At 70.5% G+C, this 24,686-nt stretch carries 24 protein-coding genes and 1 pseudogene; 5 read left to right on the top strand and 20 right to left on the bottom strand.

Translation table 11 applies throughout. The features are described 5' to 3' along the window. Positions 1-31: 31 nt before the first annotated feature. The 17 genes from EV567_RS11175 to EV567_RS27795 form a co-directional block, all read right to left on the bottom strand. Positions 32-2,275, bottom strand: coding sequence for a phage minor capsid protein (locus EV567_RS11175; RefSeq protein WP_130438756.1), 2,244 nt, complete (start codon positions 2,273-2,275; stop codon positions 32-34). Between the two features lie 37 nt (positions 2,276-2,312). Further along, positions 2,313-3,785: a phage portal protein gene (locus EV567_RS11170; RefSeq protein WP_130438754.1), complete on the bottom strand. Its 1,473-nt coding sequence runs from the start codon at positions 3,783-3,785 to the stop codon at positions 2,313-2,315. After that, entirely contained in the window at positions 3,745-4,101 is a 357-nt protein-coding gene (locus EV567_RS11165; protein WP_130438752.1) for a hypothetical protein, read from the bottom strand. The genes EV567_RS11170 and EV567_RS11165 overlap by 41 nt, the downstream gene beginning before the upstream one ends. A gap of 70 nt (positions 4,102-4,171) precedes the next feature. After that, the gene (locus EV567_RS11160; RefSeq protein WP_130438750.1) at positions 4,172-5,404 is read right to left on the bottom strand and encodes a PBSX family phage terminase large subunit; all 1,233 of its coding nucleotides are present in this window, start codon (positions 5,402-5,404) and stop codon (positions 4,172-4,174) included. Beyond that, complete coding sequence (locus EV567_RS11155; protein ID WP_130438748.1) at positions 5,404-5,850, bottom strand: helix-turn-helix domain-containing protein; 447 nt, start codon at positions 5,848-5,850, stop codon at positions 5,404-5,406. Before EV567_RS11155 ends, EV567_RS11160 begins: the two co-directional genes overlap by 1 nt. Positions 5,851-6,085: 235 nt before the next feature. Continuing rightward, positions 6,086-6,247: a hypothetical protein gene (locus EV567_RS27805; protein WP_165430350.1), complete on the bottom strand. Its 162-nt coding sequence runs from the start codon at positions 6,245-6,247 to the stop codon at positions 6,086-6,088. 213 nt (positions 6,248-6,460) lie between these two features. Then, on the bottom strand, positions 6,461-7,267 hold the full coding sequence (locus EV567_RS11150; protein ID WP_130438746.1) for a hypothetical protein: 807 nt from the start codon (positions 7,265-7,267) through the stop codon (positions 6,461-6,463). Continuing rightward, a complete protein-coding gene (locus tag EV567_RS11145) occupies positions 7,264-7,707 on the bottom strand; it encodes a hypothetical protein (protein ID WP_130438744.1) in 444 nt (147 codons plus the stop codon). Before EV567_RS11145 ends, EV567_RS11150 begins: the two co-directional genes overlap by 4 nt. Beyond that, the gene (locus tag EV567_RS11140) at positions 7,704-7,883 is read right to left on the bottom strand and encodes a hypothetical protein (protein ID WP_130438742.1); all 180 of its coding nucleotides are present in this window, start codon (positions 7,881-7,883) and stop codon (positions 7,704-7,706) included. The genes EV567_RS11145 and EV567_RS11140 overlap by 4 nt, the downstream gene beginning before the upstream one ends. Beyond that, the gene (locus EV567_RS11135) at positions 7,880-8,122 is read right to left on the bottom strand and encodes a hypothetical protein (RefSeq protein WP_130438740.1); all 243 of its coding nucleotides are present in this window, start codon (positions 8,120-8,122) and stop codon (positions 7,880-7,882) included. Before EV567_RS11135 ends, EV567_RS11140 begins: the two co-directional genes overlap by 4 nt. Beyond that, the gene (locus EV567_RS11130) at positions 8,119-8,925 is read right to left on the bottom strand and encodes a hypothetical protein (RefSeq protein WP_130438738.1); all 807 of its coding nucleotides are present in this window, start codon (positions 8,923-8,925) and stop codon (positions 8,119-8,121) included. The genes EV567_RS11135 and EV567_RS11130 overlap by 4 nt, the downstream gene beginning before the upstream one ends. After that, positions 8,922-9,734: a hypothetical protein gene (locus tag EV567_RS11125; RefSeq protein ID WP_165430349.1), complete on the bottom strand. Its 813-nt coding sequence runs from the start codon at positions 9,732-9,734 to the stop codon at positions 8,922-8,924. The genes EV567_RS11130 and EV567_RS11125 overlap by 4 nt, the downstream gene beginning before the upstream one ends. A 159-nt stretch (positions 9,735-9,893) precedes the next feature. Beyond that, positions 9,894-10,970, bottom strand: a complete 1,077-nt coding sequence (locus tag EV567_RS11115; protein ID WP_130438732.1) for a DNA cytosine methyltransferase — start codon at positions 10,968-10,970, stop codon at positions 9,894-9,896. Then, a complete protein-coding gene (locus EV567_RS11110) occupies positions 10,970-11,875 on the bottom strand; it encodes a recombinase RecT (protein ID WP_165430348.1) in 906 nt (301 codons plus the stop codon). The genes EV567_RS11115 and EV567_RS11110 overlap by 1 nt, the downstream gene beginning before the upstream one ends. Then, positions 11,872-12,924 carry a YqaJ viral recombinase family protein gene (locus tag EV567_RS11105; RefSeq protein WP_165430347.1) on the bottom strand — a complete coding sequence of 351 codons (1,053 nt, stop codon included), beginning with the start codon at positions 12,922-12,924 and terminating at the stop codon, positions 11,872-11,874. Before EV567_RS11105 ends, EV567_RS11110 begins: the two co-directional genes overlap by 4 nt. Continuing rightward, positions 12,921-13,196: a hypothetical protein gene (locus tag EV567_RS27800; protein WP_165430341.1), complete on the bottom strand. Its 276-nt coding sequence runs from the start codon at positions 13,194-13,196 to the stop codon at positions 12,921-12,923. The genes EV567_RS11105 and EV567_RS27800 overlap by 4 nt, the downstream gene beginning before the upstream one ends. Positions 13,197-13,210: 14 nt before the next feature. Next, positions 13,211-13,360, bottom strand: coding sequence for a hypothetical protein (locus EV567_RS27795; RefSeq protein ID WP_165430346.1), 150 nt, complete (start codon positions 13,358-13,360; stop codon positions 13,211-13,213). Positions 13,361-13,530: 170 nt separating this feature from the next. On the opposite strand from EV567_RS27795, the gene EV567_RS11100 reads away from it, so the two are divergent. Continuing rightward, positions 13,531-14,025: a helix-turn-helix transcriptional regulator gene (locus EV567_RS11100; protein WP_165430345.1), complete on the top strand. Its 495-nt coding sequence runs from the start codon at positions 13,531-13,533 to the stop codon at positions 14,023-14,025. Positions 14,026-14,410: 385 nt separating this feature from the next. Here the strand turns inward: EV567_RS11100 and EV567_RS11095 are convergent, their stop codons facing one another. Then, positions 14,411-16,156, bottom strand: coding sequence for a recombinase family protein (locus EV567_RS11095; protein ID WP_130438724.1), 1,746 nt, complete (start codon positions 16,154-16,156; stop codon positions 14,411-14,413). Positions 16,157-16,220: 64 nt separating this feature from the next. Here EV567_RS11095 and EV567_RS11090 point away from each other — a divergent pair. Further along, positions 16,221-16,529 (top strand): annotated as a pseudogene (locus EV567_RS11090) (phosphoribosyltransferase); the annotation flags it as partial. A 447-nt stretch (positions 16,530-16,976) separates the two neighbouring features. On the opposite strand, the gene EV567_RS11085 reads toward EV567_RS11090, so the two are convergent. Together EV567_RS11085 and EV567_RS11080 are read right to left on the bottom strand one after the other, a co-directional pair. Next, complete coding sequence (locus EV567_RS11085; protein WP_130438722.1) at positions 16,977-17,975, bottom strand: Yip1 family protein; 999 nt, start codon at positions 17,973-17,975, stop codon at positions 16,977-16,979. Between the two features lie 271 nt (positions 17,976-18,246). Next, positions 18,247-20,538 carry a heterodisulfide reductase-related iron-sulfur binding cluster gene (locus EV567_RS11080; protein ID WP_130438720.1) on the bottom strand — a complete coding sequence of 764 codons (2,292 nt, stop codon included), beginning with the start codon at positions 20,536-20,538 and terminating at the stop codon, positions 18,247-18,249. 204 nt (positions 20,539-20,742) lie between these two features. Between EV567_RS11080 and EV567_RS11075 the strand changes: the two genes are divergently transcribed. From EV567_RS11075 to grpE, 3 genes are all read left to right on the top strand, one after another. Further along, on the top strand, positions 20,743-22,074 hold the full coding sequence (locus tag EV567_RS11075) for an MraY family glycosyltransferase (protein ID WP_130438718.1): 1,332 nt from the start codon (positions 20,743-20,745) through the stop codon (positions 22,072-22,074). A 95-nt stretch (positions 22,075-22,169) separates the two neighbouring features. Beyond that, entirely contained in the window at positions 22,170-24,011 is a 1,842-nt protein-coding gene (gene dnaK / locus EV567_RS11070) for a molecular chaperone DnaK (RefSeq protein WP_130438716.1), read from the top strand. Continuing rightward, positions 24,008-24,661 (top strand): nucleotide exchange factor GrpE, encoded by a 654-nt coding sequence (gene grpE, locus EV567_RS11065; RefSeq protein WP_130438714.1) that lies wholly within the window; start codon positions 24,008-24,010, stop codon positions 24,659-24,661. The genes dnaK and grpE overlap by 4 nt, the downstream gene beginning before the upstream one ends. Positions 24,662-24,686: the final 25 nt, after the last annotated feature.

Genomic DNA, 24,686 nt, shown 5'->3' with positions numbered 1-24,686 from the left:
CGGACTCGCGGATGGTCACGGACACCCCCTGTCAGAACTTGCGGCGTTGGTCTTCGCGCGCGTGGCGGGCGGTCTCCGCAGCATCGCTGCGGACGCCGGTTACCTGCTCGGTGAACTCGGCGAGCGTGACTCGGGGGCTCACCTCTTCCCAGAACCTGATCAAGTCCTCGGACGCGCGGGCGTACGCCACGTGCGCGGGGCCGGAAAACAGGCTGTAGGGGTCGATGCCGGCGGCCTCGGCCCGGCGGTTGAGCATGTTCCCGCGGGTGTAGTCTTCGGCGGCGAGCACTTGCAGGTGAACGTGTTCGCGGTACATCTCGCGTATCTCCTCGCGGGTGTACGCAATCTGTGCCTCGCGGTCGGCGAGCTCCCGCTCGTATGCCCAGCGTTCCGAGGCGGACATGTGCTCGGTGCCGTCCGGGCCGACGGTGATGTCGGCGCCGTAGGCGCCCCACTCGTCGGGGTCCGCGGGCTGCGGGTGATCGAGCGGCACGGGCCGCAGGGCCTCGTCGAGGGCGGCCCGGTTGGCGAGGTAGTCGCCGACGGTCGCGCCCGCGGCCATGGCGGGCGGGGTGATGGGGTACCGGCGGTCGAACTCGGCGGCGATCCGGGCGGCCTCGTCGGGGCGCGCGTAGCGGACCGCCCACGCGAGCACCTCGTCGCCGAACGGTGAGAGATCAGCGGCGAGTTGTCCGCCAGGGAAGACTGCGGCGAGCAGTTGCCGGCGGTCGGCCTCGGCGGCGAGCGCGGCGAACTCGGCTGCTTCGGTGGCGATCCGGGCGCGGTGGGCGAGCTGCTCGTCGGACAGCCCGACAAGGTCGGAGCGGACCTCGGGCAGCGTGGCGGCGACGTCGCGCCGGTCCATCTCCGCCATGACGCGCAGCACCTGCTCGTCGTCGAGGTGATCGAGGACGCGGGCGAGCTCGCGGTCAGAGAACGCGGTCAGGTCGTCGGCGAGGACTCCGCCGGGGCGGATGCGGTCGAGCAGTGCCTGCTCGTCGCGCTGGTCGAGCTCGGCCTCGGCCCGGTCTCGGTCGCCCTGGCCGAGGACGCCGGATCGGAACGCGGCGGCGAACTGCTCGTCGCTCATCTCGCCCGGGGTGCGCTCGTCGCCCGCGCGCAGCCGCGCGGCCTCGATGGCGTCGGCGGGCGGGGCGGGCCGACCCGCGGGGAGGTTCCCAGCGCCGATGGCCTCGCGCTCGCGCTTGCGGCGCAGCTCGGGGTGTGCGGCGAGATGCTCGCGCATCTTCTGCTGCCACCCGCGCACGCGTGCCTCGGCCTGCCGCTTGGCGGACGGGTCGACCGCAGCGGCGGCGCGCACCTTCCATTTCCTGATGGCGCGCTCGATCGCCCTCTGCCGCTGTGATGCTTCGTACCCGTCGGGGTCCTGCGCTTGCTCGACGGGGAGCACGGTCACGCCGGGCAGGAACGCCGAGACGCTGTGGCGGCAGTTGGGGTGCTGCAACCCCTGCCGTCGCGCCTCGTCAAGCGATCCGGCGACGCGGATGCGGACCGTGCGGCCGTCGTCGATCGCGTGCTCGGCCTCGATCGTCCGGGCGCCGTCGGGCCCATCGAGCGCGAGGATCTTCCCTTCCCAGGGAGCGCAGAGCGGGCACTCGTGCGGGGCGTCGGAGACGACGACGAGCTCGAGGTCGGCGGCGCGCAGCCGGTCGGCGTGCGCCTCGACGGCGGCGCGGCCCGTGCTAGTACGCACGGCCATCTCGGCATAGGTGGTCATCGACCACGTGCGGCCGGCCTTGTCGGTGAACGAGCCGATCCCGCGGTCGGTGAACTGCTGCACCGCGCGCTGCGTCGCCTGCCGACGGGTGTCGATGCCGAGCAGTGGAGTACCAGAGACGGCGGCGACCACGCGCCGGTAAATGTCCTCGACCGCCCGCAGAATCCCGCGGTGCGTCGCGGTGACAAGCTGCACGGTCTCGGCGGCGAGCCGGTCGACAGCCCTCGTGTTCGGGGTGACCTCGGCGGCGCGGCGGGCGTCGGCGTCGGACAGGGCGCCGAGTTCGGCGAGCCCGGCCCGGGCCCCGATGTTGTACGCCTCGGCAACCGCGTCGAACACTTCGAGTTGCATCGCCGACGCGAGCGCGTCGACAACGGCCTGCGCCGCGCGCCGCAACGGCTGCACCGCGGCGAGCTTGGCCGCAGCCCACCCCGGGGCATCGAACCCGTCGGCGAGCTGCCGCGCCGTGATCTCCAGCAGCCGCAGCTCGGCGTCGGCGTAGAGATCGCGTACGCCGGCCGAGAGATCCTCGGCCATTCCGGGGTGGATCGGCACGGCGCCCCCTATCGCGTGGTCAGACGAGGGCGCCGGCCTGCATGGGGTCCGGTACGGTGCGGCCGGACTCGGCGAGGATGCGGTCGACCTCCTCGCGCACTGCGGTCTCGTCCCAATCCGGGTGCAGCGCGCGCACCTTGGTCTCGGTGCTGACGGCCTCGGCCTGAGACAGCAGGGCGAGGGTCTGTGCAGTGCTGGACGGGTCCTCGCTTACGGCGGGGGCGAACTCGACCTGGGGTCGCTCGACGACAAGGCTTGGGGTGAACAGGGCCCGGTCGAGCATGAGCAGGACGTGCAGCATGTCGGCGACGGCGGGTGCCCAATAGCGCACCTTCTTGTCGCGGGTGGTCATGCTGCGCCGCTCGCGCGCCTTGACCTCGGTCGCGGTGACGGCGACCTGATCGCCGAGCCCGAACGTCTGCGCCGAGTAGCCAGCGCTGCGCACCGCTTGCCGGGTGATTGCCTCGGCCGTCTGCGCGTGCTCGGCGACCCTGATCTCGAACTGCGACAGCGTGATACCGCCCCCCTCGGTCGGGGGGATGTTCAAGAGCTGCCAGATTTCGCGGTCGTCGTCGAAGCTCGCGCCGCGGCCCGGCCCGTGATCGCGCAGATACCCGTCGGGCACGAGCAGCCGCGCGCGGGCGAGCCGCAGGTCACGAATCCAGCTCGACCATGTCGTGTCGAGTGCGTCGAACAGGTCATACAACGGAGCGCCGAAGTCCGACCGCCCGAACGGTGAGCCGCGGTGGCGCCTGTTCGGGCGGATGTTGGGGACATAGGCGGCGGTGAGCAGATCGATACCAGTCTCGATCGAGTCGCCCTCGCGGCCGAGCGAGTCGGCGAGGGCGGCGACCTCGGGGTGCTCGGTGAGCGGCACGCGTACGCCGAGCCGGTCGGGACTGCCCTGGTAGAGCGCGTGCTCGACGCGGCCCGGGGAGTGCCGTTCGAGGTGGCGCCATACGGTGGCGGAGTCCGAGGCGAGCTCATGCCAGAACGTCACCGCAGCGAGTCGGCCCCAGCGCCATTCGGGCACGGCGGCGTCGGCGTGCACGACGGTGAGCAGCGGCCGGTCGGCGAGCGCGCGATCCCAGGTAACCCGCATGTAGACGCCGCCGAGAGCGGACGCGACCTCGGCGGCCTCGATCAGGGTGTTCGCGATGCCGTCGGCGTCGGCGATCTCGTCGAGCCGGTCCTGCGCCGCGGTGTCGGCGACGGTGAACGTCGGCGGTTCCGAAAACAGCAGGTCCGCGCTCGCGGTCGCGATGTCGCCAGCGAGCGGGATGTGCAGGCGGGTGTCGCGCTTGCCCGGGTGCACGTTGCGGTCGCGCGCCCACAGCCGGCGCCGCCCGTCCTTGCGCAGGACGTTGTCGCGATAGACCGCGGCGAGTTTGTCGTGATCGCCGCTGTACCACGCATCATCGACCCGTATCTCGGCGTACAGCTTGGCCAGTTCAGGCGGCGGCCAAGGGGCGCCGTTGGCAGGCAGGGGCACGCGTCACCCCCTGTCTGTCGCGTCGGGTCGGCTTGCGTTCGGCGCAGCACGTCCGGCAGTTGCGGGCGCCGCTCGGGGTGACGTAGGTGTTCGCGGCGTCGAACCGGTGGCCACGTACGCAATGCGTGCGCCTCGCGTTGCGGGCGGTCGGCCCGGTGCCGCGCAGCGCCTCGTACGCGACGCGGTGCGCGTGCAGCGGGCGCCGGTTGATCCGAACCTGCCCGTAGCCGTTGGGCTTGACGTGCCCGGTCCACTCCCAGCAGCCGCCCTCGGCGTCGCGGATCTTGTCGAGGAACCGGTCGGTCCAATCACGCATGGTGCGCCCCCTTGGGCATGGCAAAGCCCCGGGGCCCCAGCGGGGCGCGGCCGGGGCAGAGGTGGATCGCTTACGCGGCGGTGGTGAGCAGCCCTCGCCACTCGTGCGCGGTGGAATGAATCACGTAGCGGGCGGCATCGACGCTGTGGTCGTCCTTCTTGACGGGCTTGTCCTCGCCGCGGGCCGCCGCTGTCTCGTCCCACACGTATGCGGGCAGCTCGGCGAGCAGCCCCTCGCACGAGCGATGGATGCGCAGCAGCCCGGAGTCGAGGGCGACGGACACGGAACGGATGCCGTCGAGGACGTTGTTACTGGCCCGGGTCACGCCCGGGTGTCCGTCGCTCCACAACTGCACGAGGAAGGAAGCGGCCGACGGGTCAACGAACGTCCACTCGGGGACGACGTCGAGCTCGTCGAGCCAGTCGCGCACGGCACGGGAGTACGCGGCGTCGGTCATCTGCCGGTGTGCGGCGCGCGCGTCGTGGCGCCACTCGCTCACGGCGTACAGCCGGTCGTCGACGCCGAGGCCGAGCAGGATCGCCGAGAACGGATTGCTCGTGCCGTAGTCGATGCCGAGCCAGTACCGACGCATCGCCGGCAGCTCGTCGACGACGTGCCGCTGCTCGTCGTACGCGTCGTAGATCGAGCCCTCGGCGACGACCCACTCGCCCAGGATCATGCGGCGGCGCCACAAGCCGGTGAACTCCGCGGCGAGCGAGGCGACATACGCCTCGGAAAGACTCGGGTTGTCGGCGAGCTGAAAGTGAAAGTCGACGAGGTCGAGCTCGTGCGCGCGGTCGAGGTACTCGGTCCGCAGCCAGTGCTTAGGCGAGTCGGGGTTCGTGGTCCCGATCAGCATCGCGCCCGGAACCGAGAGCCGGGCGAGCAACTGCCGAAAGAACGCTTCCGGCAGCAGCGTGACCTCGTCGCAGTAGGCGAGCGAGGCGGTCATGCCACGCAGCCGTCCCTCGGCCCGTGCGTCCGAGGCGCCGACGAGGTGCACAACCCGCCCCATGATCACGGCGGTTGTGGCGCCGCGGGTGTGGTGCACCTCGGCGGCGACGTCGCCGAACAGCAGGGGGTCGGCGAGGACGTCGAGGCAGTTGCGCTCGATCGTCTGCAAGCTGCGCCCGACGATGACGACGAGCCCCGAGGCGGGCGCGCGGCGCAGTGCGAGCAGGAAGCGCACAAGGCTCGCGATGGTCTTTCCCGACCGGACGCTGCCATGCCAGATGTTGATACGGCGGGTGGCGTGGCGGATCGAGTCGAGCTGCTTGTCGGAGAGCGGCAGGGGGCCAGTCATCACACCCCCTCGCGGTCACCTCCCGCACTCCCGAGCAGGGCGTCGGCGAGGCGGTCGAGCATCGAGGCGCCACTGCTCCCTGTGCCGGTGTGGCGGGCGAGCTCGGCAACGCGGGCGTGCACCTCGGTAAGGGCGCGGGCGGCGGTGGCGTGGTCGCGGGCGTCGCGGGCGGACTCGGCCGCGGTGGTCTTGGCGACCTGTCCGAGGGCGCCGTCGAGGGCCTCGTCGGCGAGCTGCTCGCGCCGTGCGGCGGCGTCTGCCCGGTGTGCCTCGGTAGCCGCGGCGACGCGGGCGCCGCCGGCGAAGGTGAGGCCGAGCTCGTTCGCGATCTTGGAGACGGTGGCGGCGCCGCGCCCGATCTCCCGGGCGATGGCATTACGGGACTTGCCCTCGGCGTGCAGGCGGCGAACGGCCTCGCGGTCGCGGTCGGTGATCGGCTCGGCCATGCGCTCACCTCCCAAGGGGGACATGCGAACGCCCCGCCGCAGGGGGCAGTGCGGCGGGGCGGACGAGTGAGGGGCCAGAGATTCCAGGCACGCCGGAGGCGCCACCAACATTAGATCACGGAACGATAACGGTGCAAGTGATCTCTTGCTGTGAGCTGCGCGAGGGGCGGTCCGCGCTGCGTCACGGCGGAATAACGTTGTTACCGCACCCCAGGTGATGCAACATCCCGACCCCTCACAGCAGGCCGGCGAGCTTGGCTGCGACCGCGACGCCGAGGCCGGCGAAGCCGAGGGTGATCGCGGCGAGCACTCCTGTGCCCATGACGACGACGAGCCGCAATGTTCCGTCGCCACTTTTCAAAGATTCGCCGATCAGTCGAATTAGTCGCTTCCACATTTAGAGCTCCCTGCCTCGCAAAGTTTGACCGTGACTACAGACCTAAAGAGTTACTTAGCGAAACTAAATAAATCCAGGCCGAGTGGGATCGCTGCTGCGATTCCTGGTTCGAGGTTGCCGCGTAACGGCCGTGCGTACAGGGAGCTTTGACGCTTCGTTACCCAAACGAGATGGGCCCCGGGGAATGCGCCCGGGGCCCTACCTGCGGTGCCGCTACGCTGCCCGTTCTGCCGCCCGAGTCGGCTCGGCCTCGGCCAGTGCGGCGACCAGGGCGACGAGGTCACCCCACCCCCATACGCGCCGTCCCTGCTCGTCGAGTGGCACGGGCGCGGTGCACTCGCGGCCGGTCGAGCAGGTCACCATCGGTGCGGTGTCCGGTGCGGTGTGCAGTTCGAGGTCGCCGCCGCACCACGGGCATGCCCGATCCGGTACCGGAGTGCTGCGCGCGTCGAGGCCGAGTGTCCGCAGCAGGCGCCCCTCGGCGATCCGCGCAGTGCGCCGTGCCTCGTGCAGCAGGTGCTCGGGCAGGGGAGCGAACGGGGGCGCGGCGAGTATGCCGTCGAGCTGCTGCTCGGGGGTGGTGTCCTCGTCGAGCACGCGTCCCTCGATCCACACGCACGCGAAGTGCAGACCGTGCGCCCGGCTGCCGTGCGCGTGCCGGGCGTCGGCGGCGCCCGGGTCGGCGAACTCCCAACGCCGCGGGTCGCGATGCGCCCCCGGCTCGCCGCACTGGACAGCGGCGGCGAGGGTGTCGGCGAGGCCGAAGATCATCCGCTCGATGGCGAGGCCGGTGTCGAGTGCGTCGAGGTTGGCCGGCGCGGGGTGCTCGCGCAGCACGAGCGGGGCGCGGTCGACGACGTCGAGCTGCTCATCGTCAACGGCGCGCAGCGTGTGCGCGAGCTGCCGAGGGGGCCACACATCGGCGGGCGGGGTGTCGACGGCGAGCAGCAGCTCGCCCCACTGTTCACGGATCGTGCGCAGGGCCGCGACCGTCTCGTGAGCGGCGACTGCTCGGTTCATCGGCTGTTCTCCTCGTCGTCCTGCTCGACCTCGTCCTCGCCCGTGCACGCGCGCCGGATGTCCTCGACGAGCTGCTGCTCGCTATCCGCCACGATGGCGGCGAGCTTGTCGGCGACCCGCTCGACGCGGGCGAGGCGCGCGGCGTACCGGTCGCGGTCGGCCTCGGTCTCGACGAGGCACTCGTCGGCGGCGGCGAGGGTGCGGTGCAGCCGCATCGCGGCGACCTGCTGTCCGCCGGCGCTGCGCCGGAACGTGTCGCACTCGGCGACCTCGGCCTCGATGTGGCCGCGCAGCGCGGCGGAGTCCTCGGGCGTGAGCACTCCGCGGTCGGCGCGGGCGAGCAGCAGGCGGAGCCCCTCGCGGCGGGCGGTGCGCTCGGCCTCGCGCAACTCACGACGCCCACGGCGGGAGTCGCTACGGGTACGGGTGCGGGTGTTCATCGGTCCCCCTCGTTCAGTGCGGTGCAGGTGGTGCAGTCGGGCGGGCAGGCGCCGCGGGTGTCGGCCGGATGCCGTCTCAGGGGCCCGGGGTCTCGTCGGCAGGCGAGGCGGCCGAGCGGCAGACCCGAGGCGACGACGAGCAGCACGACGAGCGCGGCGACGACGCCGGGGGTCATGGGGTCGGGTCTCCCTTCGTACGGGCACGGCGGGTAAGGCGAGCGAGCAGGCGCCGAGCGCGCGGCTCCCGCGCGCGAGGCGCGACCGGTCGCGCGTGCCGGGTGGTGGTGATCTCCCATCCGTCCGCGGCGAGGCGGTCGGTGAGGGTCTGTGCGGTGAGCGCGGCGAGGTGGGGGTGCACGTCGAGCTCGTCGGTCAGGTGGGCGGCGATGAAGGCGCGCGCGGCGGCGGGGGTCATCGGTGCTGTCCTCCGGTGGTGTGGCGGGCGCGGCTCGCGCGCGGGGCGGGTGGCTGGCACATGAGGCGGGCGAGGCGGACCTGCTCGGCCTCGTCGCGCTCGTCCTGCGTGCCGAGTTGGGCGACTACGGCCTCGATGCGGGAGGGGTGTACGCCGCTGATCTCCCTGTGTCGGCGGTAGCCGCTGCGGCAGCGCTTGCCGATTTCGGCGCGGCAGTGCGGGCACTTGGCGCCGAGCGGGTCGGGCAGTCCCTCGGCGACGAGGGCATCGCGCTGTGCCTGTGCCGGCCGGAAGGGGGCGAGTTCGCGTGCGACGTGCTCGGGCATGTACCGGCGCGGCCCGGTGCCGACACCCGCGACCAGGGCGGCGAGACGTTCCTGCCCGGCGGGGTTGATCTCGGCCCGGTACTGGGCGGGCGGGGTGTGTCCGGTCGCGACCGCGGCCCGGGTGCCGAGCAGTTCCTCGCGCCACGCTGCCGGGTCGTCGGGGTCGGCGGACGGTACGGGGTCGGTGTGCCGGTTCATGAGCTCGGCGCGGTGCGGCGCCCATGCGGCGAGTACGTCGTGCGGCTCGACGGGCCGGTACTGCGCGGACCGGTCGGCGCCGCGCTGCTCGTAGTAGCGGCGCACGGCCTGCGAGGCGTCCCAACCGGTGTCGGGCAGGGTGGCCGGGACGTCGGCGAGCGCGTCGGTCCAGTCGGCGATGGTGCGGGCGGACTGCTGCGGATCGGCGAGTGTGCGGCGCACGCGGGAGTCGAGGCGGCCGGCGAACGCCAACAGGGCGGCGATGTGGCTGTCGATCACGGGGTGCCCTCCTTCTGGGCTTGCAGCAGTGCGAGGCCGGCGGCGAGGTTGTCGGTGTATGCGGCAGGGTTCGCGGTGCGCAGGGGGACGACGTTCGGACCGGGACGGGCGGACGGCGCGCGGTCGAGGTCGCCCCAGACCTTGAGCCAGTAGCGGGCGGACTTGGCCTCGCTGCCGGGGGTGGTGCGGCGGGCGGCGAGCTCGACGAGAGCCTCGACACCGTGCGCCTGCACGAGCCGGTAGGTGTCGCGCTGTTCGCCGAGACCGAGCGACCAGCGGACCGGGATTCCAGCGGCGGCGAGCGCGTCGCCGAGCGGGTGCAGTTCGGGAATCAGCGGCGACCGGCTCGCGCGCGGCTGCTGCTGTGCTTCCTGTTGTGTTCTGTTGCTTAGGTTCTGGAGGCCGATTTCCGGCCCCCCTCGGGCCGGTTTCCGGTCCCCCTCCAGGCCGGTTTCCGGCCCCCCGGGGGCCGATCCTCGACCCGGGCCGAAATCTGACCCGGGCCGACTTTCGGCCCCCTCAAACCCGCTCGCATCGGGCACGGCGCCGACGAGGGGGAGGCGGTAGACGGTCTCGCCGGCCGGACCCGTGGCGCCCTCGACGACGGCGAGCTCGCCGGACGCGAGCAGCGCGTCGACGGACTTCCGCACGGTCGAGCGAGCCGCCCGGGTGCGCCGCACGAGCATCGCGGTACCGGCGTAGGCGACGCCGTCAGCGTTGGCCACGTGGGCGATGGCGAGCAGCACCGTACGGGCGTTGCCCGTGGCGGCGGACTGGTCCCATACCCAATCCGTTGCGGTGCGGCTCAACTGTCCTTCTCCTTATGGGTGTTGGCGATCCGGGCGGTTCGGGCCGCCCGGCGAGGGCGGCGGGTGTGTGGGCGGGGCAGCGGTGGCCGGTGAGGTAGTGGCGGACGCCGTCGACGGCGCGGCAGTAGCGGCGGGCGGCGCCGTCCCAGTGGCCGCAGATCATGCGGCGAGCAGCAGGCCGGCACGGTCGAGCAGCAGCCGCAGCGCGGCCTCGGCCTGCCGGACGACGACGCCGTTCCCGAGGGCCCGCAACTGCGCGTTGCGGCCGAGGCCTGGAACGCCGGTCACGTGTCCGGCGTCGAGTCCGTGCATCCACTCGACGAACGGCGGGTCGAGGCGACCGCGATCGTCAACTGCCCGGGGAGCAGGCCGGGTGAGCCGCTCCCACCGTTCGACGGCGCCGCGGTAGATCCCCCAGTCGAGGGGAGCATCGTCACCAGCAGCGGTAGGGGTGGCGCCCCAATCCCGTTCCGGTGCTTGGCTCGCATCCGCTCGCGCCGCGCCCGCCAGACTTCCGGCGCCTTCCCGTCGTCGTGACCGGACGCCGAGGGCGTCGGCAGAAGGTGCTCGACCTCGTCGGCGAGCGTCGGCCCATGACCACCCGCGCGGCGCTTGTCCGGGTGCTGCGAGCCCCCGTTCGACCCCAGGTTCGAAGTCGGGGTTTTCAGCAGCGGGCCACGCGATGACGAACACCCGCTCGCGGCGGTGGGGAGCGCCGATCTCCGACGCGCGTACGCACGCCCACTCCGCATCGAACCCGAGGCGGGCCAAGTCTGCGAGTACAGCGCCGAGTGCCCGCAGAGCAGGCTTACCGCTTCCGTCTCCCACGCACCACGGGCACGGTTCCATGTCGCTATGGGCCGGAGCCGAGAGAAGTCCGCGGACATTCTCGATCACCACCAACGAGGGACGTAGGGACTGGATAGCGCGGGCGACGTGCAGCCACAGACCGGACCGGGTACCGGCAGCGATGCCGGCGCCGAGGCCGGCCTCGCTTACGTCCTGGCACGGGAAACCTGTGGTGAGCACGTCGGGCCGCTCGACCAGGGCGAAGTCAACGGCGGTCAGATCGCCGAGGCTCGGCACCTCGGGCCAGTGGTGCGCGAGGATCGCCGCGGCGTTCGCGTCGTTCTCGACGTGCCACGCCACCGACCCCCCGAACACCTGCTGCACCGCGATGTCGAGACCGCCGTAACCCGAGCACAGAGACCCGATGCGCGGGCCGTCGGCGCCCATCAGGAACCGTCCGCGGCGCCGCCCGGCTCGGTGGCCTCGGGCCACCCGGCGAACTCCGCCGGGACGTCCTCGACCGTGGCGTGCTGCTCGTCGGCGGGTGCCTGCTCGACGACCTCGCCCTCGATGTAGTCCGGCGGGGTGTCGAGCCCCTCGGGCGACAGGTCGCGCCGCACTCCCTCGTCGTGGGCGACGGCGCGGGCGAGCTCGGGTGACTTGGGCAGCAGCTTGAAGAGCTGCCGGATCACGGTCTTACGGGCCATCGCGTCGTAGTCCGTCGACCACGGGCCCGAGTCGCGCGACTTGCTGCGCTGGCGGATCACCTCGACGTCCTCGACGCTCATCACCACGAACGCCGAGCCGCCGTTCGCCATCTTCGCGACGGCGTAATAGTCGGTCGGGCGCCCGCGGTCGGACCGGGCCGGCTTGTGCCGCAGGACCGGGTCGAGGCCGTATTCGAACTCGAAGTCGTCGTTCTCGTAGACCGTGTGGGCGGCGAGCCCTGCGGCGGCCGGGTGCTGCCAGAACAGGCGGATCATGCCCTGATAGCCGATGACGAGCTGAACCTCGTAGGCGCGGACACGCTTGTTCCAGAAGGGCAGCAGGTACGCCTCGCCCAGCGCCCCGCCCGGTTCGAGGCCGAGCTGCGCGCAGGTCATCAGCGCGCCGCCGAACGACTCTTGTGTGCACTCGGCGAGGTGCTCGACCCTGCGCAGCTCGGTAAGGGCGATACGCGCGATGCGCTCGGGGTTGGCGACGTGCGCAGGCAGCGCGCGGGCGATCTCGCCGCGCATCGACTGCACGAACTGCACGAGGTTGGGCTGCTGTGCGACGGCGCCGCGAGTGGTCTGGCGGGCGGGCGGGTGGCTGCGGCGGGCGGCGACGCGCTCGGCAAGGTTGGTGCTCACGCTGCGGTGCTCTCCTTCGGGACGACGAGGCGTCGGGCGCGGTGCGCCCGGAACTCGTCGGGGTGCTCGGCGGCGAGGCGCTTCGTATCGAGCGCGTCGACGCTGTGCGTGTACTGGGCGGCGAGCTCGGGGTGAGCGGCGGCGAACCGTTTCGCTGCGAGCGGCCCGTTCTGCTTCCACGTGAAGGCGACGCGGCCCTGAACCTTGACGATCTCGGCCTCGCCGGCAACTTCTTTCAGGCGGTTGTCGACCTCGCGCAGCTCGTCGGCCGTACGCTGCTCGCGTGCCTTGAGCTCGCGGCGGCGTTCCAGCAGCGGCAGCACCTCGGCCGGATCGGCGACGGTCACCGCGTCGGCCTTGACCTCGTAGAGGTGGCCGAGCAGTTCCTCGGTCGCCTCGGAACCGTCCACGGGCGGCGGCGTGCGGTCGAGCACGCGCTGCCAGAACTCGCCGACCAGGGCGACGAGGTGCTCGACGAGCTGCTCGTCACGCTCGACCCGGTGAATGACCAGACGGTTCCCGCCGAGCAGCGCGGCGACGTGCGCGTGCGAGTAGCCGGTGACGGCGAGGTACCAGTGCGTTTGCAGCGCTGGCCCGTCCGGCACGCCGAGCAGCCACTCGTCGAGCTGGAACGCGGAGCGCGTCTTGATCTCCAGCAGGCTCGACGGCATCCGCTCGCCCTGCTCGATCACGTAGCGGTCGACGTTCGCCAGCATCCAACGGCGCTCGACGTGGGCGAGCATCCCCGGGCCCTCGACGACGCCGAGACCGGTTCGCTCGGCGAACACGCGGGCGATGGTCGGCTCGTGCTGGTGCCCCCAGAACGCCGCTTCTTCCAGCTCGGGGGAGCGTGGCACGTCGCCGAGCTCGCCCGTCTTGTCGAGGTACAGCTCTAGCGGCGAGGTGTACTTGCTCATCCCGAGGACGGCGGCGACGTCCGAGCCGCCGATGCCCGTACGGCGCGCGGCGAGCCACTGGTCGCGGTCGAGTCCGGGCGGGGCGACGACGACGCCGGTCGGCGTCACGGTCGCCGCGGGTGCGGTCGTCACTGCTCGCCCCCGACGTACCGGGCGTAAACGCGGTGCTCGGTGCGTCCGCCCTCGGTGACCGTGCGGGCGACCGCCTCGAACGATCCCGCGGGGGCGTAGGCCGGCAGTCGAGCGTCGCGGATCGCCTGAGCGGCAGAGGCGGCTCGCGGCAGCGTGTCGGGCTTCCGCACGACGCCCCACACCTTCGGGTGCGCTCGCAGCTCGCGGGCGATCCGGGCGTGCTTGGTGTTGCGCTGCTTCGGCGGCGGACCGACGAACTCGACGTGACTCACGCTCTGTTCTCTCCTCACGCTGCGGACTGCTGCTCGGCGCGCTCTGCGCGTGCCCGGTGGATGTGGGGGGCGAGGACTCGACGGACGAGGTCGATCTGCTCGGGGGTCGGTTCGCCGTCGTCGCTTGCCTCGGTCGGCGGTATCGGCGTCTGTGGTGTGGTCACGGCTCCCCCTCCGGTGTGTTCCACAAGTCGAACAGTCAAGGGTGCAAAGCACAGGAAAGCGCCCGCTCGACTGTTGCACATCTCGAACACCCGTAACCGTAAGAGGGTCGAAACGGCACGTCAACGCAGTTCCAGGTGTGCGAACTGCGGTGATCGCTGGTTAGATGAGAATGTTCGAGTTCTGCAACAAGAACGGAGATGAGAGCGTGTCGGATGCCGGCACCCCTCGCCCCAAGGGCACGCCCTTTCGGAAGGGGACCCCGTTCGGGGACCTGCTTCGGAAGTGCAGGGAAGAGACGGGGCTCTCGTACCGCGAGCTCGCAGAGCGCGCCATCGATCCTGAGACGGGCGCCACAGTGGGGTATACGACCCTGCATCGGATCGCCCACGACAAGCCGATCATGGTCGAGCCGGGGGTCATCGGGGCCGTGGCCAAGGCCCTCGGTCGTCCCGAGCGCGAGGTGCGCATCGCCGCCTCGCAGCAGTATTGCGGCCTCGTCACCGATGATCCGTTCGGTGCCAGTACCGACGAAACGACCGTCGTCGTCGTGCATGCCCCCGGCATGGGGCGCGAGGACATGCCCAAGGTCGAGGAACTGCTGAGGCGGTACGCCGCTGGCGAGCTACCCCAGGAACTTACCGAGGGTGGCCAAGCGTCGAACTAGTGCGATCACTCCGAGTGGTACGCGCGTGACCTGCGGTGTTGTGCGGAGTAAGCTGATCCGGGCCTTTGACTCGGACATATGTTCGAGTCATGGGTCAGCCATGCCAACAGGGGGGCAACCTTGATCCGCGTAATCCGCACCCAACTGGACACAGGAGCAATCGCAGTCGTTCGAGCGACCCGAGACGGACTGACGATCGACGTAGACGGCCGCCACATCACCCCAACAGGCGCCGCAGGACTACAAGACGCGTTGAACGGCCTTGCCCCCCACCCTGGCCCAGGCAAGCGAACAGAGCCCGACGAGGGCAGATCCGGGCCGGACTGAGCAAGCGGGAGGGGCCGCGCGGCAGACGCCGTGCGGCCCCTCCTGTCCTGTGCCAGTCCTACGCAGCCTTGGCGACCTCGGACTGCTTCGTGACCGTCGGCCGCAGCGACTTACGGACAACCGTCACGTACGACTCGATCGGAACACCCGCACGGCTGTGCCGCCCCTTGCCGACCGGGTGCAGCTTGATCTCAAGCAGCGATTCGACGATCAACCGCTGCTGCGCGACCTTGAGCTGCGGCCACGCCTTCTCGATCTCCTCGCGAGAGGCGCCGGCGAGGTCCGCGACGACACTCGGCGCCCGCAGCGTCTTCGCGTCCGCCTCGGCCTTCTCGATCTTCGGCTTTAGCCTCGCCTCCATGGCTGCGAGGCCGTCCGCGTCGAGCTTGCCCTCGGCGGCCTTGTCGCGGAACTCCTCCAACCGGGCCTTAAGCATCTCGGCCTCGGCCTGAGCGTTGGCGATCTTCTCTTGCAGTTCCTCGTCACCCTTGGTGTACGCCTCGACGAACGCCGGCGAGGCGAGCCAGTCGAACAGCACCCCAAGCACGTACTTGTCGATCGGCGCCTGCTTGCCGCTGACGTGGTAGCCCTTGGCCCCGTTCTTTCCGGGGGTCTTGCACTGGTAATTCATCCCGTACTCGGTCGGGTCGGAGACAACAGGGTGTTTGCATTCCGAGCAGCACATGATCGACGACAAGAGGTACTTCGCGACGCCGGGGCGCGAGTTGCTCGGCTTGCTTCCCTTTGCCGTGATGAGTGCCTGGCACTTGGCATAGATCCGCGGGGGCACGATCTCGGGCCACGCCTCCTCGTTGGTTACGACGCCATGGTGAGTACGCGCCCCCGTGTACCGGATATCCGTCGCGTAATCCTTGATCGTGGCACCGTGCCACACGGCAGCGATCAGCGGCTCGTCGCGCTCGTTGTAGTCGCGAGCGATGGACAGCTCGGCTTCGCCCTGGGCGAGGCGCTCGACCGTCTCGCGCCACAGAGCCTCGTGCGCGGGATTCTCGGGCTTCTCGTGCGAGAGCCGCACGACCATGCCCTTAGTCCAACGCAGGGCAGGCGCCGGAACACCACGAGCCTGCAAGTCCTTCGCGATCGTCTTATACGGCTCGCCGTCCGCGACCCGCTTGCAGATTTCTAGGACGATCGGCGCCTGCTCTGGGTCCCTTTCGACCCGGAGGAATGCCCCTGTCTTCTCGTCGTACACGCGCCGGTACCCGTACGGCGTGATGCCGTGCGGGCGACCCGTGACCGCGTTCGCGCGCAACGTCCGCTTGACGTTGTCGCGCAACTCGTCGACCTCGCGCTCGCCGAGCAGAGCGTCGAGGCCCGTGCGGAAACGGTCGTCCTTGTTCGACAGGTCGTAGACCTTGCCGCCGTAGCACCACAGAACGCCGTGCGTCGCACAGGTGTTGCGTAGCCGGGTGTAGATGTCCAAGTCGCGCTGGAGTCGGGACGACCCCCACGCGAGGACGATGTCGAGTTTTCCAGTCTCGATCCACTCGATCATTCGCTCGAACTCCTCGCGCTCGCGTTCGCGGAAGCGAGAAGCCGAACGGTCATCGTCGATGAAGTCCTCAACGATGTTCACGCCGAGGCGGTCGGCGTCACCCTGCGAGGCGTCGAGCTGCTCGCGCACCGAGAAGCCTCGGCGCGCGCTCTTGCCGCGGTACGCGCTCTTACGTGCGTACCTGCCGCCGCGCAAACCGGCGAGTGGGCGAGGACCCTCGCCCCCATCACCGGTAAGGACAAGAGAGCGAGGAATCTCGCTCTGAGCTGCGACAACGGTGGTCGTCATGTAGCCCCCTCGTGATCAAGACTATGTCTTGCGAGGGGCCACGACGAGCGATTACCGGTGTGTACTCGGCACTACGCTCGACATGCCCGTCATGCTCGCGCCCGTCCCGGACGTCGTCGACTTCTCCGACAAGAAGGTCCTCATCACCGACGACGTCGCCGACACCGGCAAGACGCTCAAGCTGGTGCGCGACTTCTGCCTGGAGACCGTCGCCGAGGTCCGCACCGCCGTCATCTACGAGAAGTCTCACTCCCTGGTGAAGTGCGAGTACGTCTGGAAGCGGACGGACGACTGGATCAACTTCCCGTGGAGTGTCCTGCCTGTGGTGCGCAAGTCGGGGGAGCCGGTCACTCCGTCCCGGGAAGCGCTCTGACTCGAAGGCCGGCGCCGGCACCCTTCGCCCAATGAGCCGACGGTCACCGATGTGTCGGGGCCGTCGTCGGGCACGTAGAGCGTGGCGCCGTCTATTCGGTGTCCGCAGACCATCATGACGCCGAGCAGACGGCCGTTCTCGGTCACGGAGATGCCGGCGACGGCGTCGACGGGGACCGTGCATGCGGAGGTGGCGGCCAAGGCGACGCAGGCCGCGAGGGAGCCGACGACCGGCCGGCATGCCGGCCGGTCGTCGACCGCACAAGTCCCCCTGTCCGGAGCCCTGTTGGCCCCTTCTTCTGGAGGGTGGGGCGAGTGGCGTTCCGTGCTTCGGCGTCGACCTCATCCGTTGCGCGCTCGTTGTCGCTCCGTAGCGCCACGCAAAGGCTCCCCGCCGAACAGACAGGCGGGGAGCCTCACTTGAGCCCCTGAGGGGTGCGGCAGGCCGCTAGAACGTGCCGAGCTTCACGATCGACAGCAGTGCCACCAGCTGGATCGCCGACGCGCCCAGCGCCTTCGGCCACAGCAGGTCGTGGGAGCGGCTGACCATGAGGGTGAGCAGGACGCCGGCCGCGACCCAGGTCGCCCAGCCCAGCATCTGGACGAAGGCCGCGTCGCCGCCGACGAACATCGCGACGACCAGGCGCGGGGCGTCCGTGAGGCACATGATCAGCATGGAGAGGCCGACCGTCGGCTGCCATGCGCCGTCGCCGCCGAGCTGGCGGGCGAGGGTGTGGGTGACGACGCCCAGGATGAACGCGCTCAGCACCATCGCGACGCCCGTCGTCAGGACGATCGGGATCGCGTTGGACAGCGTCGCGTTGATGGTGTCCTTGCGGGTGTCGTCGAAGCCGAAGACCGCGATCAGGCCGTAGAGGAAGGTCACGATCAGGGCGGGGCCCCACATCGTGTAGTCCCGCATCCGCAGGAACGTCTGGTTGGGGGAGAGGACGATCCCCTTCAGCAGCTCCTTCCAGGGCAGGCGCGGGCCGATCGGGCCCGCGGGGGCGCCGGAGCCGGCCTGGTAGGTCCCACCCTGGTTGTACCGGTCCTGCTCGTCGATCGAGAAGGCCTGTGTGTGGCCCGGGTTGTTCGCGGCGTACGGGTCGTGCGGGGCGCCCGCACCCGCGGGGCCGCCGTAGGGGTCGTCGCCGCCGAAGTACTCCGGCTCGCCGCCGGGCCCGCCGTATCCGCCGTGCCCGCCGCTCGGCCCGTGCCCGCCGTAACCGCCGCCCCGGCCACCGGCGTTGGCCGGGGGCCACTGCCCGCCGCCACCGCCGCCGTGGGGCGGCTGCTGGCCGCCGCGGTACTGCGGCCGCTGCGGCGTCGAGGGAGAGCCGTACGGCGGCTGCCCCTGGGGCGCCTGCTGCCCGTACGGAGGGTTTTGGGGTCGCGCTTGCGCAGCGCGGCCGTCCCGGCCGCCGCGTCCGATCCTGAATCCAGCCACGCCTTCGAACGTACCTGGTCCCGCGGAGCGACGTGCCGGGCCCTACGGTCCGGTACCGGCTTTGCGGCCGACCTGTGACATCCCCTAAGGGAGACCCGTACGCCCACCCGGACCCCACCGGCACCTGAGCGCGCGCCCGCCTCCCAGCTCACCCCTACCCCGACCCGTAGTACCACCTCGCCTCCCGCCCTACCCCCGCAAGACGAACGCCCCCCGTCCGTCGCGCGGGAGACGCGCTGGACAGGGGGCGTCAAAGAGCCCTGATCAGAGCTCACTTCACGGGCTGAGGCTCCGGCTCGTTCTCCGTCTCCCCGGCGGCGGCCGGGGGCTCGTCGTCGGCCGGGGTCTTGACCGACTCCAGCAGGAGCTGGGCGACGTCCACGACCTGGATGGACTCCTTCGCCTTGCCGTCGTTCTTCTTGCCGTTCACGGAGTCCGTGAGCATGACGAGACAGAACGGGCAGGCCGTCGAGACGATGTCGGGGTTCAGGGAGAGAGCCTCGTCGACGCGCTCGTTGTTGATGCGCTTGCCGATCCGCTCCTCCATCCACATCCGCGCGCCGCCGGCGCCGCAGCAGAAGCCGCGCTCCTTGTGGCGGTGCATCTCCTCGTTACGAAGACCCGGGACGTTCGCGATGATCTCGCGCGGCGGCGTGTAGATCTTGTTGTGCCGGCCCAGGTAGCAGGGGTCGTGGTAGGTGATGATGCCCTCGACCGGGGTGACCGGGATCAGCTTGCCCTCGTCCACCAGGTGCTGGAGCAGCTGGGTGTGGTGGATGACCTCGTAGTCGCCGCCGAGCTGCGGGTACTCGTTGCCGAGAGTGTTGAGGCAGTGCGGGCAGGTGGCGACGATCTTCTTGGCCGACTTCGGCTTCTTCGACTCGGGCGTGACCTTGCCCTCGTCGTCCGTCTCCTCGCCGAACGCCATGTTCAGCGCCATGACGTTCTCCATGCCGAGCTCCTGGAACAGGGGCTCGTTGCCGAGACGGCGGGCGGAGTCACCGGTGCACTTCTCGTCGCCGCCCATGATGGCGAACTTGACGCCCGCGATGTGCAGCAGCTCCGCGAAGGCCTTCGTGGTCTTCTTGGCGCGGTCCTCCAGTGCGCCGGCGCAGCCGACCCAGTACAGGTACTCGACCTCGGACAGGTCCTCGATGTCCTTGCCGACGACCGGCACCTCGAAGTCGACTTCCTTCAGCCACTCCAGGCGCTGCTTCTTCGCCAGGCCCCAGGGGTTGCCCTTCTTCTCCAGGTTCTTGAGCATCGTGCCCGCCTCGGAGGGGAACGACGACTCGATCATCACCTGGTAGCGGCGCATGTCGACGATGTGGTCGACGTGCTCGATGTCCACCGGGCACTGCTCGACGCAGGCGCCGCAGGTGGTGCAGGACCACAGGACGTCCGGGTCGATGACGCCGTTCTCCTCGGCCGTGCCGATCAGCGGGCGCTCGGCCTCGGCCAGCGCGGCCGCGGGGACGTCCTTGAGCTGCTCCTCGGAGGCCTTCTCCTCGCCCTCCATGGTCTTGCCGCCACCGGCCAGCAGGTACGGCGCCTTCGCGTGCGCGTGGTCGCGCAGCGACATGATGAGCAGCTTCGGGGAGAGCGGCTTGCCGGTGTTCCAGGCGGGGCACTGCGACTGGCAGCGGCCGCACTCGGTGCAGGTGGAGAAGTCCAGCAGGCCCTTCCAGGAGAACTGCTCGACCTGGGAGACGCCGAAGACGTCGTCGTCACCGGGGTCGGTGAAGTCGATCGGCTTGCCGCCGGAGGTCATCGGCTGGAGTCCGCCGAGGGCGGTGCCGCCGGTCGCCTCGCGCTTGAACCAGATGTTCGGGAAGGCCAGGAAGCGGTGCCAGGCCACGCCCATGTTGGTGTTCAGCGAGACGACGATCATCCAGATGAAGGAGGTGCTGATCTTCACCATGGCGGTGAAGTAGATCAGGTTCTGCAGCGCGCCGACGCTCAGTCCCTTGAAGGCCAGGACCAGCGGGTACGAGGCGAAGTACGCCGCCTCGTAGTGCTCCACGTGGTGGATCGCGCCCTCGAGGCCGCGCAGCACGTAGATGGCGAGGCCGATGGTGAGGATGACGTACTCGACGAAGTACGCCTGGCCCGCCTTGGAGCCGGCGAAGCGGGACTTGCGGCCCGGGCGGGACGGCAGGTTCAGCAGGCGGATGACGATCAGCACGGCGATGCCGAGGATCGTCATCACGCCGATGAACTCGATGTAGAGCTCGAAGGGCAGGAAGCCGCCGATGACGGGCAGCGTCCAGTCGGCCTCGAAGAGCTGTCCGAACGCCTGCGCCAGGGTGGGCGGCAGGGTGAGGAAGCCGACGGCGACGAACCAGTGGGCGAAGCCCACGATGCCCCAGCGGTTCATGCGCGTGTGGCCGAGGAACTCCTTCACCAGGGTCACGCTGCGCTGGTAGGGGTTGTCCGTCCGGGTGCCCGCCGGGACCGGCTGGCCCAGCTTGAAGTAGCGGACGAACTGGCCGATCGCGCGTGCGAGCAGCGCGACGCCGACCACGGTCAGTACCAGCGACACGATGATCGCGGCGAGTTGCATGGGGGCTCCTCGGGCCTGCGAGGGGGGATGTTCGAGATTACTAAGCGGTAACTTACGCAGTCCGTCTGAGACTACCCCGATCTCCCGCCGCACTGTAGCCGGGCATGGGGTGATCTGAATCGCTGAGGGTCACCTCAGAAATCCCTCCCGATCCCGACCGTGTTATTCGTACCAAATTGGTACATTCATGACTAATTTATATCCGTGCTCTACGGGATCGTCGCCGCCACCAGCGCCCTGCTCCTCACCGCCGTCCTCGCCGTGCTGCTGCGCGCGCCCGCGCTGCGGCTCGGACTGCTCGACCGCCGGCACCGCCAGCGGCGCGTTCCGCTGTCCGGGGGCGCCGCCGTCGTGCTGGCCACCTGCCTGGTGGTGGCCGCCGGGGAGTGGACCGGATACGCACCCCTGCGGGACGGCATGGGCGTGCTGCTCGCCGCGGCCGCCGGGGTCGCCGCGCTGGGACTGGCCGCCGACCTGTGGCGGCTCAAAACACGGCTGCTCGCCCTCGGCACGGCGATCGCTGCGGCCTTCGTGGTGCCGTACGGCGACACCGGCGCCGCCGAGGGTGCCGTGGCCGTGTGCTGGATCGCGTGTGTGTCGCTCGCCTTCCGCGCCCTCGACCACGCCGACGGGGTCGCCGGGACGGTCGGGGTCGTCACCGCGTTCGGAGTGGGCGCCTGCGTCGCGGCCGAGATGATGGACGGGCTCGCGGTGCTGCTCAGCGTCCTGGCCGCCGCGCTGACCGGCTTCCTGATGCACAACTGGCCACCCGCGCGCGTGGCGCTCGGCGGCTGCGGCTCGCTGTTCGCCGGTTTCGTGCTGGCCGCGGCGGCCGTGTCCGCGCGCGCGGGACAGGAGGCGGCCACCGGCGCCGCCGTGCTGTTCGCGCTCACCGCGGTCGCCGTCGCCGACGCCGCCCTCGTCCTGCTGGCACGGCGCGTCGCGGGCCGGCCGCTGACCCGCGGCGGCCGGGACCATCTCGCGCACCGGCTGCGGCGGCTCGGCCTCACCCCCCAGGGAGTGACGATCGTCATCGGTGCCGCGGCCTTCGCCGGGGTACTCGTGGGAGTGCTGGTGCATTCCGGCTGGGCGGACGCCCACGCCGTGCTGTGGGTGGCGGGCGTGACCTCGCTCGTCGTCCTGGGGTTGTGGCGGGTGCCGGTGTACGGGCGCGCGGGCGAAGGGCGTTGGGCGGAAGGGCGCGCCCCTGAGGGGCGCCCGGCGGAGTGCCGCCCGGTGGACGGACGTGCGCTTGTCGGCCGCCCTGTCGACGGCGGCCGACGTCGCGCGGGGGAGGCGGGCGCGCGCCGCGCGGGACAGGGCGTCGTACGCCGTACGGAGGATGCAGACGTGCGCCGGGCCGACGAGGTGGGTGCGCGCCGCGGTGAGGCACCGGGGCGAGGCGGGCAGCGCCCGCGGCGTCAACCTGTGTCCGCTGTGAGTCCCCCTCGCAGCTCGGGCGAAACGGTCGTCCGGGCAGCTCGTCGGCTGGATTCCTCGCAGGTCAGCGGCCCCTTGCGTGTAAGGAACGGATAAGAGTTGAGTCAGCTCGACTCATGCCTGTTGACCGCACGGGAACCGTCGTGCACACTTGAGTCCGTTGCACTCAAGTCAGCTGGAGGAAGATCACCATGGCACGTGCGGTCGGCATCGACCTGGGCACGACAAACTCCGTCGTCAGCGTTCTGGAGGGCGGCGAGCCCACCGTCATCACCAACGCCGAGGGTGCCAGGACCACGCCGTCCGTCGTCGCCTTCGCCAAGAACGGCGAGGTGCTGGTCGGCGAGGTCGCCAAGCGCCAGGCGGTCACGAACGTGGACCGGACCATCCGCTCGGTGAAGCGCCACATGGGCACCGACTGGTCCATCGAGCTCGACGGGAAGCCCTTCAACCCGCAGCAGATCTCCGCCTTCATCCTGCAGAAGCTGAAGCGGGACGCGGAGGCCTACCTGGGCGAGAAGGTGGCCGACGCGGTCATCACCGTCCCGGCCTACTTCAACGACTCCGAGCGTCAGGCGACCAAGGAGGCCGGTGAGATCGCGGGTCTGAACGTCCTGCGCATCGTCAACGAGCCCACCGCGGCCGCGCTCGCGTACGGCCTCGACAAGGACGACCAGACGATCCTCGTCTTCGACCTCGGTGGCGGCACCTTCGACGTGTCCCTCCTGGAGATCGGCGACGGCGTCGTCGAGGTGAAGGCCACCAACGGCGACAACCACCTCGGCGGCGACGACTGGGACCAGCGCGTCGTCGACTACCTGGTGCAGCAGTTCAAGACCGGCCACGGCGTGGACCTCGCCAAGGACAAGATGGCGCTGCAGCGTCTGCGTGAGGCCGCCGAGAAGGCGAAGATCGAGCTGTCCTCGTCCACCGAGACCTCGATCAACCTGCCCTACATCACGGCGTCCGCCGAGGGCCCGCTGCACCTGGACGAGAAGCTCACCCGCGCCCAGTTCCAGCAGCTGACCGCGGACCTGCTGGAGCGCTGCAAGACGCCGTTCCACAACGTCATCAAGGACGCCGGGATCAACCTCTCCGAGATCGACCACGTCGTTCTCGTCGGCGGTTCCACCCGTATGCCCGCCGTCGCCGAGCTCGTCAAGGAGCTGACCGGCGGCAAGGAGGCCAACAAGGGCGTGAACCCGGACGAGGTCGTCGCCATCGGCGCCTCGCTCCAGGCCGGTGTCCTCAAGGGCGAGGTCAAGGACGTCCTGCTCCTCGACGTCACCCCGCTGTCCCTCGGCATCGAGACCAAGGGCGGCATCATGACCAAGCTCATCGAGCGCAACACCACGATCCCGACGAAGCGCTCCGAGATCTTCACGACGGCCGAGGACAACCAGCCGTCCGTGCAGATCCAGGTCTACCAGGGCGAGCGCGAGATCGCGGCGTACAACAAGAAGCTCGGCATGTTCGAGCTGACCGGTCTGCCGCCGGCGCCCCGCGGCGTCCCGCAGATCGAGGTGTCCTTCGACATCGACGCCAACGGCATCATGCACGTGACCGCGAAGGACCTCGGCACGGGCAAGGAGCAGAAGATGACCGTCACCGGCGGCTCCTCGCTGCCGAAGGACGAGGTCGACCGCATGCGCCAGGAGGCCGAGCAGTACGCGGAGGAGGACCACCGCCGCCGTGAGGCCGCCGAGGCCCGCAACCAGGGCGAGCAGCTGGTCTACCAGACCGAGAAGTTCCTCAAGGACAACGAGGACAAGGTCCCCGGCGAGATCAAGACCGAGGTCGAGAGCGCCGTCGCCGAGCTGAAGGAGAAGCTCAAGGGCGAGGACACCGCCGAGATCCGCACGGCCACCGAGAAGGTCGCCGCCGTCTCGCAGAAGCTGGGCCAGGCCATGTACGCCGACGCCCAGGCCGCGGGAGGCCCCGAGGCCGCCGCGGGCGAGGGCGCCAAGGCCGCCGACGACGACGTCGTCGACGCCGAGATCGTGGACGACGAGCGCAAGGACGGTGCCGCGTGACGGAGGAGACCCCGGGCTTCGACGAGAAGCCCGACGTCCCCTCCGGCGCCACCCCCGACGACGCCGAGCCGAAGGCCGACTCCACCGCTGATGCGGAGGGGACGGCCCCGGCCGGGGACGCGAACCAGACAGCCGGACTGGTGGCCCAGCTGGACCAGGTGCGCACTGCGCTCGGCGAGCGCACCGCGGACCTCCAGCGCCTCCAGGCCGAGTACCAGAACTACCGCCGCCGGGTCGAGCGCGACCGGATCGCGGTCAAGGAGATCGCCATCGCGAACCTCCTGACCGAGCTCCTGCCCGTACTCGACGACATCGGCCGCGCGCGGGAACACGGCGAACTCGTCGGCGGCTTCAAGTCGGTCGCCGAGTCGCTGGAGACCGTCGCGGCGAAGATGGGCCTGCAGCAGTTCGGCAAGGAGGGCGAGCCCTTCGACCCGACGATCCACGAAGCCCTGATGCACAGCTACGCGCCGGACGTCACCGAGACGACGTGCGTGGCGATTCTGCAGCCCGGGTACCGGATCGGCGAGCGCACCATCCGCCCCGCGCGGGTGGCGGTGGCCGAACCCCAGCCCGGCGCCCAGACGGTCAAGGCCGAGGACGCCGAGAAGTCCGACGACAAGGAGAGCGGTGGCCCGGACGAGGGCTGAGCTTGAACCGACACGGAAGGAGGGG

This window comes from Streptomyces sp. BK239, from assembly GCF_004217285.1.
Classification (GTDB): Bacteria; Actinomycetota; Actinomycetes; order Streptomycetales; family Streptomycetaceae; genus Streptomyces.
This window is presented reverse-complemented; position numbering and strand designations above follow the sequence as displayed.

Excerpts from the sequence above, each read along its gene's own strand:
- EV567_RS11175 (WP_130438756.1), bottom strand. The coding sequence starts at position 2,275 with ATGGCCGAGGATCTCTCGGCCGGCGTACGCGATCTCTACGCCGACGCC.
- EV567_RS11165 (WP_130438752.1), bottom strand. The coding sequence starts at position 4,101 with ATGCGTGATTGGACCGACCGGTTCCTCGACAAGATCCGCGACGCCGAG.
- EV567_RS11160 (WP_130438750.1), bottom strand. The coding sequence starts at position 5,404 with ATGACTGGCCCCCTGCCGCTCTCCGACAAGCAGCTCGACTCGATCCGC.
- EV567_RS11155 (WP_130438748.1), bottom strand. The coding sequence starts at position 5,850 with ATGGCCGAGCCGATCACCGACCGCGACCGCGAGGCCGTTCGCCGCCTG.
- EV567_RS27805 (WP_165430350.1), bottom strand. The coding sequence starts at position 6,247 with ATGTGGAAGCGACTAATTCGACTGATCGGCGAATCTTTGAAAAGTGGC.
- EV567_RS11150 (WP_130438746.1), bottom strand. The coding sequence starts at position 7,267 with ATGAACCGAGCAGTCGCCGCTCACGAGACGGTCGCGGCCCTGCGCACG.
- EV567_RS11145 (WP_130438744.1), bottom strand. The coding sequence starts at position 7,707 with ATGAACACCCGCACCCGTACCCGTAGCGACTCCCGCCGTGGGCGTCGT.
- EV567_RS11140 (WP_130438742.1), bottom strand. The coding sequence starts at position 7,883 with ATGACCCCCGGCGTCGTCGCCGCGCTCGTCGTGCTGCTCGTCGTCGCC.
- EV567_RS11135 (WP_130438740.1), bottom strand. The coding sequence starts at position 8,122 with ATGACCCCCGCCGCCGCGCGCGCCTTCATCGCCGCCCACCTGACCGAC.
- EV567_RS11115 (WP_130438732.1), bottom strand. The coding sequence starts at position 10,970 with ATGGGCGCCGACGGCCCGCGCATCGGGTCTCTGTGCTCGGGTTACGGC.
- EV567_RS11100 (WP_165430345.1), top strand. The coding sequence starts at position 13,531 with ATGTTCGAGTTCTGCAACAAGAACGGAGATGAGAGCGTGTCGGATGCC.
- EV567_RS11095 (WP_130438724.1), bottom strand. The coding sequence starts at position 16,156 with ATGACGACCACCGTTGTCGCAGCTCAGAGCGAGATTCCTCGCTCTCTT.
- EV567_RS11080 (WP_130438720.1), bottom strand. The coding sequence starts at position 20,538 with ATGCAACTCGCCGCGATCATCGTGTCGCTGGTACTGACCGTGGTCGGC.
- dnaK (WP_130438716.1), top strand. The coding sequence starts at position 22,170 with ATGGCACGTGCGGTCGGCATCGACCTGGGCACGACAAACTCCGTCGTC.